General features: G+C 48.9%; 10 protein-coding genes, 1 pseudogene and 1 CRISPR repeat array. Of the genes and pseudogenes, 2 read left to right on the forward strand and 9 right to left on the reverse strand.

Annotation, left to right across the window (positions count from 1 at the left end):
- The 8 genes and pseudogenes from PJF56_RS20220 to PJF56_RS20255 form a co-directional block, all read right to left on the reverse strand.
- A partial coding sequence (locus PJF56_RS20220; protein ID WP_283764523.1) for an NACHT and WD repeat domain-containing protein occupies positions 1-3,442 on the reverse strand: 3,442 nt, incomplete at its 3' end.
- Positions 3,443-3,540: 98 nt separating this feature from the next.
- A complete protein-coding gene (locus tag PJF56_RS20225) occupies positions 3,541-4,428 on the reverse strand; it encodes a 4-hydroxybenzoate solanesyltransferase (protein ID WP_283764524.1) in 888 nt (295 codons plus the stop codon).
- Positions 4,429-4,497: 69 nt separating this feature from the next.
- Positions 4,498-5,562 (reverse strand): threonine-phosphate decarboxylase CobD, encoded by a 1,065-nt coding sequence (gene cobD / locus PJF56_RS20230; RefSeq protein WP_283764525.1) that lies wholly within the window; start codon positions 5,560-5,562, stop codon positions 4,498-4,500.
- Positions 5,563-5,588: 26 nt separating this feature from the next.
- Positions 5,589-5,879: pseudogene (locus PJF56_RS20235) on the reverse strand (HU family DNA-binding protein); the annotation flags it as partial.
- 190 nt (positions 5,880-6,069) lie between these two features.
- Positions 6,070-6,885 (reverse strand): hypothetical protein, encoded by an 816-nt coding sequence (locus PJF56_RS20240; protein WP_283764526.1) that lies wholly within the window; start codon positions 6,883-6,885, stop codon positions 6,070-6,072.
- 89 nt (positions 6,886-6,974) lie between these two features.
- Entirely contained in the window at positions 6,975-7,967 is a 993-nt protein-coding gene (locus PJF56_RS20245) for a PRC-barrel domain-containing protein (RefSeq protein WP_283764527.1), read from the reverse strand.
- A 227-nt stretch (positions 7,968-8,194) separates the two neighbouring features.
- A complete protein-coding gene (locus tag PJF56_RS20250; protein WP_283764528.1) occupies positions 8,195-9,175 on the reverse strand; it encodes an arsenic resistance protein in 981 nt (326 codons plus the stop codon).
- 171 nt (positions 9,176-9,346) lie between these two features.
- Entirely contained in the window at positions 9,347-9,751 is a 405-nt protein-coding gene (locus PJF56_RS20255; RefSeq protein ID WP_283764529.1) for a DUF302 domain-containing protein, read from the reverse strand.
- Positions 9,752-10,248: 497 nt separating this feature from the next.
- Between PJF56_RS20255 and PJF56_RS20260 the strand changes: the two genes are divergently transcribed.
- Positions 10,249-10,485 (forward strand): DUF2811 domain-containing protein, encoded by a 237-nt coding sequence (locus PJF56_RS20260; RefSeq protein ID WP_283764530.1) that lies wholly within the window; start codon positions 10,249-10,251, stop codon positions 10,483-10,485.
- A gap of 226 nt (positions 10,486-10,711) precedes the next feature.
- Here PJF56_RS20260 and PJF56_RS20265 read toward each other — a convergent pair whose 3' ends face one another.
- On the reverse strand, positions 10,712-11,653 hold the full coding sequence (locus tag PJF56_RS20265; RefSeq protein ID WP_283764531.1) for a hypothetical protein: 942 nt from the start codon (positions 11,651-11,653) through the stop codon (positions 10,712-10,714).
- A 112-nt stretch (positions 11,654-11,765) separates the two neighbouring features.
- On the opposite strand from PJF56_RS20265, the gene PJF56_RS20270 reads away from it, so the two are divergent.
- Entirely contained in the window at positions 11,766-12,794 is a 1,029-nt protein-coding gene (locus tag PJF56_RS20270; protein ID WP_283764532.1) for a cysteine hydrolase family protein, read from the forward strand.
- Between the two features lie 301 nt (positions 12,795-13,095).
- Positions 13,096-13,939: a CRISPR direct-repeat array (repeat unit 37 nt; unit sequence GTTGAAACCACCCTAAATCCCTATTAGGGATTGAAAC).
- Positions 13,940-14,145 lie beyond the last annotated feature (206 nt).

Consider the following 14,145-nt stretch of genomic DNA (forward strand, 5'->3'; position numbering starts at 1 on the left):
CATCGGGGGTGATGGCGATAGACAAAAACACATCCTGATCACCCTTCAGGACGGCCAATGACTTTCCCGTAGACACATCCCATACCCGCACGCTACTAGCAGTGTTAGAAATCACCTTAGAGCCATCGGGGGTGATGGCGAGAGACCAGACCCTATGCTGATGACCTTTCAGGACAGCTAAAGACTCTCCCGTATTGATATCCCACACCCGCAGGGTATTATCCCCACTGCCAGAAATGACCTTCGAGCCATCGGGGGTAATGGCGAGAGACCAGACCCCACCCTGATGACCCTCCAGGACGGCTAAGGACTCTCCCGTCGCGATGTCCCACACCCGCAGGGTATTATCCCCACTGCCAGAAATGACCTTCGAGCCATCGGGGGTGATGGCGATGGAGCTGACCCTATCCTGATGGCCCTCCAGGACAGCTAAGGACTCTCCTGTAGCGATGTCCCACACCCGCAGGGTATTGTCATCACTGCCAGAAATGACCTTCGAGCCATCGGGGGTAATGGCGAGAGACCAGACCTCATCCTGATGACCCTCCAGGACAGCTAAGGATTCTCCTGTAGCGATGTCCCACACCCGCAGGGTATTGTCCCGACTGCCAGAAATGACCTTGGAGCCATCGGGGGTGATGGCGATGGAACCTTGATGACCCTCCAGGATGGCTAAGGACTCTCCTGTCGCTATATCCCACACCCGCAGAGTATTGTCCCCACTGCCAGCAATAATCTTAGAGCCATCGGGGGTGATGGCAATAGAGTAGACCCCACCCTGATGACCTTCCAGGACGGCTAAGGACTCTCCTGTAGCGATGTCCCACACCCGCAGGGTATTGTCCTCACTGCCAGAAATGACCTTGGAGCCATCGGGGGTAATGGTGATGGAGCTGACCCTACCCTGATGACCCTGGAACTGGTGGCGTTCGCGGCTGACTTGCACGGTTTCCGCTAAACTGGATTGCACTAAGGGCAAGACCTGACCCAGTTTCTGCTCACTTCTCCCCGTTGCGGCAATGGCACGAGTTAGGGCGGGTACAGGTCTGACTTCCACCAGCCTCTGGGCAGACAAGGCATCGGCTCGCACTTCCGCCTCCACCCTCCGTCGCTCTGCCTGCCATCCAAACAACCCTGCGGCGGCTGCCAAAAGGGTCATCACTCCTCCCACAGCCACTGCCCCTTGTACCACCCGTCGCCGTCGCTTCTCTCGCTCCTCGATACTCTGCCGAATAAACCTTTCTTGCGCCCCACTCAGTTCTCCTCCCCGTGACTGCAACCAATACTCCCCCTGAGTCAACCGCTTCCCTTGCAGCCAGTCCCCCAATTTCCGCTCTACTTCTAACTGCTCTTGCCAACGGCGAAACTCTCGGTTCTCTGCAATCCACCCTTGCAACCGTCCCCATTCGCGAATCAACGCCTCATGGATTAATTCAACCGTTTCTGTCCCCTGATTGCGTTTGGTCACCACTAGGCGATACTCTGCCCGCGCCAACTCCTGAGCCATAGACCACTGCTGCTCTCCCAACTCCGATCGCGTTACAATTTTCCGAGTATGGCGATTTTCCACGCCCGGATACACCAGTTGAATCAACAGTTGCCGCACCGTCTCCTGTTCCCCTGGCTCCAGCTTCCGAAAAACCGACTCCGCATGTTGGGCAATGGCTCCCTTTACGCCGCCAATCTTGTCATAGGCTTCATGGGTGAGCCATCCCCGCTCGTGTTCTTGCCACAGTTTCTCTAGGGCAAACTCCACTAACGGCAAACATCCCGCCGCCTCGCTCCTCTGCTCCACCGAGGATGACTCCTTCTCCGTCAACAAATCCCCTAATATCCGCGCCGTTAACCCCTCCTCTATCTGCACCAACCCCTGAGCCGGTTGTTCAATCACCGCCCGCAATTGCTCGGCATTCATGGGCTTCACCTTCACATCCCGCTCCAAAACCTCTGCTAATCTAGATTCAGATAAAGCCTCTTCCATAAAATCTGCCCGCATCGTCAACAGCAGCGTTACCCGCAGACTCCTCTGGTTCAGCGCTTTCACCCCTGCCAGCACCCGTTGCACAAACAAAGCCCGCTCCCCAGTTGGAAAGACTTCCTCAAACTGGTCAATTATCAGTAATATCCGCTTCTGCGGTTCCCTCTCCAACAGGGAACCGAGCCACTTTTCTAGAGTCAAGGGGTCATCTCGCAACCGTTGAGCCACGATAGGCGCGTTGATGTTCTCTTCTTGCAGTTCCGTCTCTGGAGCAGTCAACCGCAACAGTGCCCGTGCCAGTTCATACAAGGGATCTTTTTTCGGCCGCAAGGACTCTATCAACCAACCGGACTTTTTCTCTAACTCAGGCATCAACCCGGCAAACACCACGGAAGATTTTCCACTCCCCGACGGCCCAATCACCGGTACAATGGCCTGAGCCTGTACAACTTTTACCAATTCCTCAATCAAGTCATCTCGACCAAAGAATAAATGTTTGTCCTCTTGCCGAAACGCCGATAAGCCCAGATAGGGACAAAGTAAGGACAGGGGCGGCTGCATGGGCAAAACATCAAAAGACTGCAAATTGGGCAGTTGTTCCCCTTCCTGCTCATGCCCCCGTTGATGCAGCAACTCTAGCACTACCCCTAACATGGCCTTAATCTCTTGCAATTCCTGATGAATGCCGGACTCTACCCGCTCTAAAGCCTGACAGATATCCTCACGGGTAGCCAGTTTCTGAAACTCTTGCTTAATCTCCTTGTCAAGGGTGTCCAGTTTGGCTAATGTCGCGCCATGCAAATCGAGCAACATGCCCGCAAAGGCTTCTCCCCCATTGGCTGCATCGTCTTTGAGGACTTCCCGCAGATTCTTATTAAACTTTTCGTTCAACTCCTGAGCTAAAGCATCAATAACATCTTTATAGTCCGCCAACTCCCCCAACAGCGCCCCCTGCTGGCAACCTTGCCGGAAGAGCCAAGTGGCCAACTCGCGCCACTCCTCCGCCCGCAAGACTTGATACTGGCTAAACTGCTCCGGACTCTGGGCAAAAATGTTAACGAGTTGTTCTTCTCGCACGGACTCAAACAGGGTCAGGTTTTGGGCTTGTTCTGTTTGCGCTTGTTCTTCCCACTGGAGCCAATAGGCTTCGGTCTGACTGGCTAAGTGTTGTAATTGACCTTGAATTTCTGGAAACTGATAACTTATTTTTCCCAAAGCCAAGCTAATTGCCCGCGCTGCCGCCTTTGCTAAATCTTGATTGCGTAAAACATCCCGATTATTGCGTAACCTATCGACCAATGCCCCTAAGTTGTTTCCCACCATCCCCGCCGTGAAGTTGGCCACAGCTCCAAAAAACGGCCCCGCTAAAATACCGGCCGCGATGGAGCCTAACCCCAAGAGCGCCGTCCCGCCCAAGAGTGACTTATTTAACTGGAGAATGCGTTTAATATCTATATGTAGCATTTTCATTTGAGACGTAAACGGGGAATGCCGTGATATTCATCCGTTGCGATATAAAAAACATGGTCATATAGCGCTTTGCCCTAGGCAAAAGTCTGGTTTTATTGAAACAGTGTGCCGGAAATCATGGCCCCTAAGAGGATAAAGCCAATGATTACATTTTGACCAAAAATTTGACCGTAGAGGGTGGGGGGGGCTTCCGGTTGCAGGAGGTGGTAAACCTGTTTTGTCCAGAAAATAACGGCGAGGCTCCACCCTAACCAAAATGTCCAGTGGAGCGCCATGATTTGGCTCTCTAGGGCTAATAAAAGGGCAGTTCCGGCAAAAAAGACTCCGACAGCGATGGGGGTCTTATCGCCGAAAAATAGGGCGCTGGAGTTCACTCCGATGCGTTGGTCATCTTGGCGATCGGGGAGGGCATAGACGGTATCAAAACCGAGAGTCCAGAGGATAACTGCACCCCAGAGTACCCAGGTAGCAGGTTCCAGGTTGGCGGTAATGGCGCTCCAGCAAATGAGTACGGCAAAGCCCCAGGCGATGGAGAGGACGAGTTGGGGCACTCGAAAGACTCGTTTAGCGGTGGGATACAGGACAATGACGGGAACGGCAGCAACGCAGAGAAGAAAACTAAACCGGTTGAGATAGAGGGCTAAGAGGGCGGCACAGAAGAGGGCTAAAATGGCGATCGCCACTCCCACCTGAACTGAGAGAGCGCGAGAAGCCAGGGGGCGGGTTTGGGTGCGTTCCACTTCTGGGTCAATATTGCGATCCCACAAGTCATTAATCACACAACCGGCGGCACTGGTGACGAATGTGCCGACAACGATTACACCCACTAGGGGTAGGGGTGGAGTCCCTTGGGCGGCCAGGAATACGGCCCACAGGGCGGGAACCATGAGAATCAATCGACCGGCGGGTTTATGCCAACGCAAGAGTTTAATGATACTGAGCCAGGTGGGATCGGTTTGGGGGGGGGATGGGCTAACCATAGTCAATCAGTATAGTTAATCAGTTGAGAGTGGACGGTGAAGGGTTTATTGTTATGTCTAATACAAGAGTCAACGATCGCCGAGGGCATCGAGTAACCGTTGATTCTCAGCTTGGGAACGAACAGCAACACGGAAATAGCGATCGCCTAATTCAGGAAAACTCACACAGTCTCGAATCAGGATCTGGTATTCTTTTAATAACCACTCCTGTAGCTCCGTGACTGATTGCTGGGTTTTCACCAATAAGAAATTCGCCGCTCCTGGGTAAGGATCGAACCCTGAGAGCGATCGCAACCCTTCTAAAAGATGGTGGCGGGTGGGGGGTAACCAATCCCACGTTTGCCGTTGAAAATCATCATCCTGAATCGCCGCAATTCCGGCGACTTCGGCCAGGATATTCACCGGCCAAGGATCGCGCCAGTGTTGCCACTGCTCAATTAAGGCTGGATCGGCGATCGCATAACCCAGACGCAGACCCGGCAAACTATAAAACTTAGTGAGCGATCGCACAATCACCAGATGGGGATAATCTTGGATCAGGGGGATTAAACTTTGGTCTTCTGAGGGGTCTAGGAAGTCCATAAACGCCTCATCAATGACCACAAACTCAAATCGATCCAAAATCGGTAAAATCTCCTCCCGCCGCCATAATTTACCCGTCGGATTATGGGGATTATTGAGCAACAAGCCCGATCCAGGATTAGGAGAGAGGGGAAGGGGAGAGGCTAACTTAGAGAGATCCAACAGATCTAGGGCATAGGGTTGGATGGGAACCCCGAAAGCTTGCAGCGCTCGTGCATAGTCGCGAAACGCGGGAGTCAGTACATACACACTCTGACATTTTCGCAACTGACGAGCGATCCAAGTCAATAATTCTGCGGCCCCATTCCCCGGCCAAATTACCTCTGGGGGAAGCTGATGAAACCGCCCCAGATGTTTGCGTAACTCGGAGTACCGGGGATCGGGGTACAGAGTAATCCGATTCAGGTGAGTCGTAATCGCGGCGATCGCCGATTGTGGAGGGCCCAAGGGATTAATACTCGCGGAAAAATCCAGCAGGCGATCGGGTGAACAGCCTGCGACTGAGGCTGCCCAAACAACATTTCCTCCATGAACCGGACGGTTTAAAGACACTCTTTCAAGTTACATCCACTAAGGTCTTACTCGTCTTTCGGAGGAGCCACTTTTTCCTTAAACAGCTTACCCGCCGAAAACGCAGGCACTTTCGTGGCCGGGATTTCCATCTTATCTCCCGTTTTGGGATTACGTCCTTCCCGTGCTTTGCGCTCCCGCGACTCAAACGATCCAAAGCCAACTAAGGTCACTTTGTCTCCTTCAGAAACTGCTTCCATAATCGCTTCGAGAGCGGCCGTCAAAACCGCATCCGCTTGTTTTTTGGTCACCGTAGCCTTTTCAGCCACCTTATCGACCAATTCACCTTTATTCATTTTGAATCTCCTTTGAGGGTTAACCTGCTGAAACTCCCATTAATTCAGAGTTTCACTGGATTATTCTAATCGCTGTCATCCCAATATGGATCGGTCAAACCTTTAATTTCTATGGATTTGAGGATTTTTTTCACAAATTATCACAAAATTGTATCACAGAATACTATTTTATCCTTTCTCGGCCCATCACCAATTACTGACTTGATTTCGTGCGGATGGGAATGGCTACGGGTTGGTCGATCGCTTTACTCTGATAACTCGATGGGGGATATTGTTCTATGTGGCGGACAATGGCGATCGGCGATCGGGTACGGCAAGTAAAAAACTCTACGGCAACTTTGCCATCATCGAGCTTACGGATTTTGGGAGATAAGTCTTTTAACTGGGTTTTCCATTGCCATTGGACTTGCTTGGGAGGAGCATCAATCAGGCGATGGTAGCTCCAATCTCGATTTTCTTCTGCACAGACAAATTCATTAATTTCTCGCCGCACTAAAGCAGCAACCATAAAAGAGGGGGGAGAGCGATCGCCCTCAACCGCAGCCATAAAATCATCTAATGCTCCTTGGGGACAGGGAGGATTTTCCCGATCTGAGCTATGGGCTAAGGCTTCTTCTAGGGTAGCAGTTGTACAATATTCTTCCGGTACAGCCCAGGTAATCCCCGTTCCCTGTTTCGGTTGGTTGGGGTCACGATAGATATAGCTCACCCATCGTATACCCGGTTTTAAGCGCAATCCGGGAAGTTTTCGTAAGGGCGTAGCCGGATTCACGGCACTAATCAACCAGGGGCTAGAAGGCGATCGTTCTATAATGTCCTCATCTTCCTCTGCTCCCCCTAAACTAAATAATCCCCCCAACTCATCCAGAGATTCAGGTTCTGGGAGATCGTCCGATTCATTAAACGATAGGGAACGAGAACGGCTTTCAGATTCTGGAACCACCAGTAGGCTGGTGAGATAGCTACGGATTTTTTGGATTGATGCCAGGGGAAGTTTTTGGATACTCATTAGAAGAAAAAGGAGCTAACAAGGGGCTGGATGCCCCTTGCCCAAGGCTGGAATTGCCCAAGGCTAGGATATTTTTGTCGCATCAATCGTTATCCTTCATACTCTGGCTTTTTCAGAGTTTCTGGGATATTGACTTTAGGGCGATCGTAGGGTTCACCCTGCTCCTCATCAGCCCAAGCATCCGGTTCTATTTCTGTATAAGGGGGTTCATAAGAAGCGCTTGAAATGTCTTCCTCCTCTACTTCCGGAGGATCGACGCGATAGCTCGGTTCTCGGTAGGGAACATCTTCATCCCCATTATCTCCCCAGTTATCTTCCTCATAACTGGCCTCATACCGGGGTTCCGGTTGCTGGAACTGGCGCATGGGAGCCGGTTGGGGTTCTTCCCACTGATCCGCATCCCATGCCTCTTCCATCACTGGCTCCATCTCGCGGATGGGTTCTTCTGTGCGTAGGGGAGTACCTGTCCCTAACTGATTTTCAGTTTTAATCGTTGGCATAACGTAGGGTTCGGCTCCTTCTCTTTCCCATGGCGCTTGAGAAATTCCTAACCGTTCGAGTACCCCTACGCTCAATTGCATCATTTGTTCTTCTGCGCCTTCAAATACAATCAGGCGGTTGGGCCCGCTACTGACAATTTGGTCAATGGTGAGTTCATAGGTACTGACGACTTGTTCGGGAATTAGGGGTAGGCCAATTGAGGCAATAATGAGGGAAGTGACCCGATAATCTTCGGTATCAAACCGATATCCTCTGACCCGGCCGAGCATTTCTCCAGCTTCGGTAATCACTTCACTACCAATGAGGCTACTGTAGACTTCTACGTTGACATCTTCGATTACGTCATCATCATCAACAAGAATCACATCACCGACTTGGCGAATATTGCTCAAGTACATATAGCGGGGAATTCCGGCGAGAACACCTGAGAGCAGATTATCTCGCAAACTTAAGGCCACAACTTCCCGCCGGTCAATATCAACCCATAGTTGGCTGATGACTCCCAAGCGTTTACCACTACTTCGGGTGATCACTTGGGTTCCAAGAAAGTCAGAGCGTTGGCTAATTTTTTCCGATATCATTATTAGGGGACGAGTCCTCTTCTCTGGCGAAATATTGATTCTCTATTGTAATTGAGCTGACATCTTCCTTACCGGTCGGGTTTCCGTCAGCTTATATTTTGCGGTTGAACTAAGAATAGCCCATCTTCGATTTTACTCTGTTCCACAGGAGGGAGCAAGGGGAAGATGGGCTGATGGAGGATGGGGAAGGACTCTGATGTGAATTTTTTCCTTGGCCAAGCCTCGGTCTAAATGGCTTCTGAGGTGGGGACTTTGCCAAAGATGCGGTCTGTAAATTTGACGTACCATGCGCCCGCTTGGACTTGGATAATGTAAGCCATGGTAATGATCAGGGCAATTTCTGAGCCTTCTTGACCAAAGACGGTCATGGCGATCGCCAGGGCAATGGACAGGTTACGCATGACTGTACCATAGACTAGGGCGATCGCATTGTCGCGATCGAATAAGGCTTTACCAATCAACGTACTTAACAGAAAGTTAAATCCATAAATCGTCACCAAGGGAACTAACAAGGAGAGCAGCATCATGGGATTGTCTAAAATTGCTTGGGCTTTCAAGGACATGGCCACAAACACAATCCCTAAAACACCCAAGGTCGAAAAAACGGGGAATTTTTTCTTTAAGTTTTTCTGATATTTGTCCATCCCCACCTGTTTGATCAACAGAAATTGAGTGACTTGACCTAAAATCATTGGCAAGAAGACAATAATGATAATTTGCTTAAAAATATTGGCCAAGGGAATCTCAATCACTGTACCCATCAAAAATTTGGCATAAAAGGGTGTAGCAATGGAGCCAGCGATTAATCCAATCACTGTCATTTTAATGGCAGCATTAATATTTCCCTTAGCAAATCCTGTCCAGGAAATGGTCATGCCACTGGTGGGTAACAGGGAGGTCAGGAGTAAGCCTAAGAGAATTAGGGGTTGATCGTTAAAGAAGAGTTTCCCTACCCCAAAGGCAAAAAAGGGAATAATCGCAAAGTTAATGATTTGGGTAACGACTTGAACTTTATAATCTCCGCCAGCGATTACTTTCTTGATTTGTAAGTTGATCATCATGGGATAAACCATCAAGAAAGTGAGGGGAATAATTAATGATTTGAGTCCCGATGGATCGGCTAGGAGTCCAAAGACAACCCCTAAGATCATAAAAATAGGAATTGACCAGGTTAAGTTTTTTTGTAAAAAAGATAAAATTTTCCACATAATTGATTCAAACAACAGTGACGCTAAGGAGTGAAGAATTCTCCCCAATTTTTATTTCATGCAATTGGGGAGACGGTGACCTAAATTGGAGGAAAGATTAGTCTTAGAGAGGTGGGTGGTTTTGATGCGTGCAAGTTGTTTCTATTCGGCAGCCACCCTTTTGCTCGTCTGCTATGAGGTTAAGGCTGGGGCTTTCAGGTGGGCGATGACGGCTTGCATTTTCTGGCTGGCTTCTTCAGCCATGGCTTGGACATCGGGATGTTCAACGGCTTTAAGCATTCCCAAAGGGTTAACCGCAGAGACTTCTACCGCTCCTTGTCCCTTGTCTTGCACCACGACGTTGCAAGGGAAGAGGGTTCCGGCTTTGTCATCGGCTTGGAGAGCGCGATGGGCAAGTTGGGGATGACATGCACCGAGAATTCGATAGGTATGGAACTCTATTCCATGCTTGGCGAAAGCGTTTTGAACGTTGATTTCGGTCAGAATCCCAAATCCCTCTTGTTTCAGGGCATCGGTGACTTGGGCGATCGCCTCATCCAGGGTCGTATTGAGAACAATACTAAAGTGATAGCTCATAATCCTCTGTCTTCTATGGCAATGGTCAGGGCGGTTAGTTTGTTTCTCCCTGTTATCTTAACAATAGTATATAACTATTTGGTTGTCAAGCAGTATTAACATCCCCATTCCCCATGGGGCACAAATTCGTAATTCTTATCATTTCCTGTCCTTTTCCCCAGAACTTCCACAGAGTTTCCACAAGTTATTCTGAGCTTTTCCACAACTTCTCCAGAATTTTACACAACCTTAACCTGAGCAAACTCCCATCTAGCCCTATCATTGAGTCTCCCTTGGGGATTTCTCGATCTTGACGGAGATGGCAACAACCTTGAGTCAAAGCATGAAGTTATGTAACAAAAAAGGGGTTGAAAGTATTATTCCTTCGTTGATGTAACAAAAAACAATCAACTTTTTTAATAATTCGCAACATTGACAACACCGCCTATCCCTAGCACACAATAGAGCCACGAGGCATTATGCCAACATTCACTAAACCCAATCCTTGAGGGCTGCATATGCATACTACGACCGTGAGTATTCTGGCAGAAATACCTGAAGACCTCCACGAATCTATCCAATGCTATTTAGAAAATCATCCCGATTGGGATCAAGAGCGGGTATTTTCTGCGGCCTTGTCCCTATTTTTGCTGCAAAATGGAAATGGTCAAACTGCGGAGAGCCATCAATCGAGCTATCGGAAAGCAGCACGAGTGTATCTAGATGCTCTGTTTAATCTCTCGGCTCTGCCCTAAAGGTCTGTACCTGTTGTTGATTTTCTGAAACATATAGAGATTATTTTGTAGGTGGGCATTGCCCACCCTACTGCCGTGACAACCCTAAAATGGTGGGTTACGGCGGATTGATAGATTGCTGTCAGAGTCTAGGTTTTAGCCGCCTAACCCACCCTACGCTAATGCACATTTTTAGCTGTGTCACGGCACTAGGAGGGGGATTGATGGCTGTTGCGCTGTAAATTCCCTAAGAATTGATCTTGCGAGAGGAAGCGGCGATCGCTCTTCCTTTAACAGGAGCGGAAGGGGGAGGCAGTTGCTCTAGCACCCAAGTCTTAATCTGATACTGAAAGCGAGTGAGTAGCACTTTCCACGCTGGATCGGTAGAGGAAGCGGGAGGAAGTAGGGGTAAAGAGGGTTGATGGGGTTTGATATAGGCGCGAATATGAATGCCTGAATAAACACTCGGATCGCTACAACGGGGACATTCGAGACCTTCAAATATCACTCGACCCTGTTTTTGAGCCAGTTTTTCCGATCCCGTCAAATAGGTAAATAAGTCTTGAGGGGGGAGGTGTTGAAGGGGACGTTTACACCCACTACACCAAAATCGAGGATGCGATCGCAACCGTTTCATGACGACGGTGGAAAAGGGAATGCTGATTAATGCACCGGAAATAAAGGCCGCTAAGGTGGCTAACCCGGAGGGCCCGGTTATTGATTGTACCAAAATAAACACCAAGGGCAGAGCCACCAGGGTGGTACACCACAGCACCACTTCTGCTAAATCCGAACTTAAAAGCACAAAACTCACAAAGGTAATGATACAACCGATCATCACCAGGATCGCCACCCCCACATAGGCCGTCGGCGAAACGGCTGCCACCAGTAACATTAAAGAAGAAACCAAACAAAACGACCCCCAGTAGATCTGTTGATAGGCTTGACGATATCTAGGTGTCCCCTTATACGGATGCCAAAAAAAATCGATGGGCTTTTGGGAACGACCTTGAGGTTTAATCAGTACCGGGACTTGACCGATGCGATAGGCTTTAAAGTACATGAGTGCAGAGAGAACAAATCCTAAGCTGGCCACTAGGCTAATCATCCCCAGTTCCAGGGGAACGGTGGCCATGAGGTGGGGCAAATTTTGAAGTCTGAATAATCCAGTGAAACTGAAATCGGTCATAGGAGGATTCTGGTATGGGGATCTGTTGGGGCCGTAGATGAATTTTAGGAGGATTTGGGAATCTGTGGCAAATTTTTAATCGAATTGATGTTGATTTTTAGGAATTTTAATTATGGTTGAATATCCTCTTCCAACTTTTTTTAACCCTGATAAAGTGTCTGAAGTTTGGCGCGTGCCTTATCAGGAACGGGCCGATCAGGCTCGAAATTGGGCGCAAGAGCAGGGCATTGTGCCAGCTTCGGACGATCGCCTGCGGGTTTGCCTCTTGGCGATCGATGTGCAGAATACCTTTTGTTTACCAGGGTTTGAGTTATTTGTCGGCGGTGCATCGGGACGGGGAGCGGTGGAAGATAACCAACGCTTGTGTGAGTTTATTTATCGCAATTTAGGAATCCTGACGGCGATCGCCCCTACCCTCGATACCCACACCGCGATGCAAATTTTCCATCCTCTGTTTTGGATCAATGAGGCTGGAGAACATCCTACCCCGGCGGTGACCAACATTACCTTAGAGGCGGTTCAGGAGGGTTTATGGAGAGCGAATCCTGCTGTAGCCCAGTCTATCATGGGCGGCGATCAACAGGCCCTACAAGCCTATGCCTTGCATTATGTGCAAACTCTCAGCGATGAAGGGAAATATCCGCTCACAGTTTGGCCCTATCATTCTATGTTAGGCGGCATCGGCCATGCCTTGGTTTCCTCCGTGGAAGAGGCGGTATTTTTCCATAATTTGGCCCGCTATAGCCAAACTTTGTTTGATATTAAAGGCTCTCATCCGTTAACCGAGAATTATTCGGCGTTGCGTGCGGAGGTGTTAACGGGAGCCAATGGAGAGAAAATCGCTTCTAAAAATGAGCCATTTCTCAATACCTTACTCAGTTTCGATCGCCTGATTATTGCCGGTCAAGCTAAAAGTCATTGTGTGGCTTGGACGGTTTCTGACCTACTGACGGAAATTTTAGAGTGCGATCGCCAATGGGCCCAAAGGGTCTATCTCTTAGAAGATTGTACCTCTCCCGTGGTTGTCCCTGGAGCCGTGGATTTTACTGAACAAGCTAATGCTGCCTTCGATCGCTTTGCGGCTGCGGGGATGCATCGAGTCGAGTCTACCCAACCCGTTGAAAGTTGGCCTCAGTGGTGAGCAGGAGATGGGGGAATGGGGGGATAGGGGGATAGGGAGATGGGGAGGATTGCCTATTGCCTTTTCGGCCTAAAATCCGACGCTAGGGGGGTGTGAAAATCACTGCTGGGTGCAAAATCGCTGGATCGCTTACCCAGTCTGCCTTAGAGCGTTTTTGTTTTTCGAGGGTGCGGCGGACTAGACAGGGCAAGGGTTTCAGGGATTTTGACTTGCTTTTTTCCTCCGGACGATCTATGATTAGGGGGGAGCGTCGGAAATGCACCTTGAAAACTGAATACAGTAAGGGTCTCAGGAGCCAGCAGTTGAAACCACCCTAAATCCCTATTAGGGATTGAAACTGATGTAAGAATATCGTCCACTTTTGTAAACCTGGGTTGAAACCACCCTAAATCCCTATTAGGGATTGAAACGGGGTATTTTGGATGTACCATTGGTCGGGCGATCCGTTGTTGAAACCACCCTAAATCCCTATTAGGGATTGAAACAAAACTACCCCCAAGATATCCGCAAAGATAATCATCAAAAGTTGAAACCACCCTAAATCCCTATTAGGGATTGAAACAACGCTTTTCTGGTAGTTTTCCGCGCCCTCCTGAAGTTGAAACCACCCTAAATCCCTATTAGGGATTGAAACAGAAATTTCAACTCCTTTGCAAGAACGTATTATTGAGGTTGAAACCACCCTAAATCCCTATTAGGGATTGAAACGCCAACAAGCTAACAAGAGCAATCCCAAGAAAACAAGTTGAAACCACCCTAAATCCCTATTAGGGATTGAAACGTCCATGGTTGCTTTTTACCTCTGGTGGTAGCAAGTTGAAACCACCCTAAATCCCTATTAGGGATTGAAACTTCGGTAAATTCCGGGCAATCCGCTTGATATAAAGTTGAAACCACCCTAAATCCCTATTAGGGATTGAAACCCCGAAGAGCAAAACTGACCGCGTCGAAATATCTGTTGGGTTGAAACCACCCTAAATCCCTATTAGGGATTGAAACATTGCATACCAGAATGTAGACATGGAAGACATTGCGTTGAAACCACCCTAAATCCCTATTAGGGATTGAAACATTATATAATGTATATAGATGGCTTCGTTGTTTTCGAGTTGAAACCACCCTAAATCCCTAGTAGGGATTGAAACTTACCGGTATTAGAAGGTATACTAAAAATATTTTGATGTTGAAAGGCCCTTATAGCGCTGCGCTCTATACAGCGTTTTTCGATGTTATGAGGTACAGTAATCGAAATGTTCCTTGAGAGTGTTGTCCCATGAAAAGCCTGAAGAATGGGCACTCTAGCGTAAAAAATGGTTTTCCCATTACCCATTACCCATTACCCATTACCGCG

The organism is Roseofilum halophilum BLCC-M91 (genome assembly GCF_030068445.1).
In the GTDB taxonomy this organism is placed as follows: domain Bacteria; phylum Cyanobacteriota; class Cyanobacteriia; order Cyanobacteriales; family Desertifilaceae; genus Roseofilum; species Roseofilum halophilum.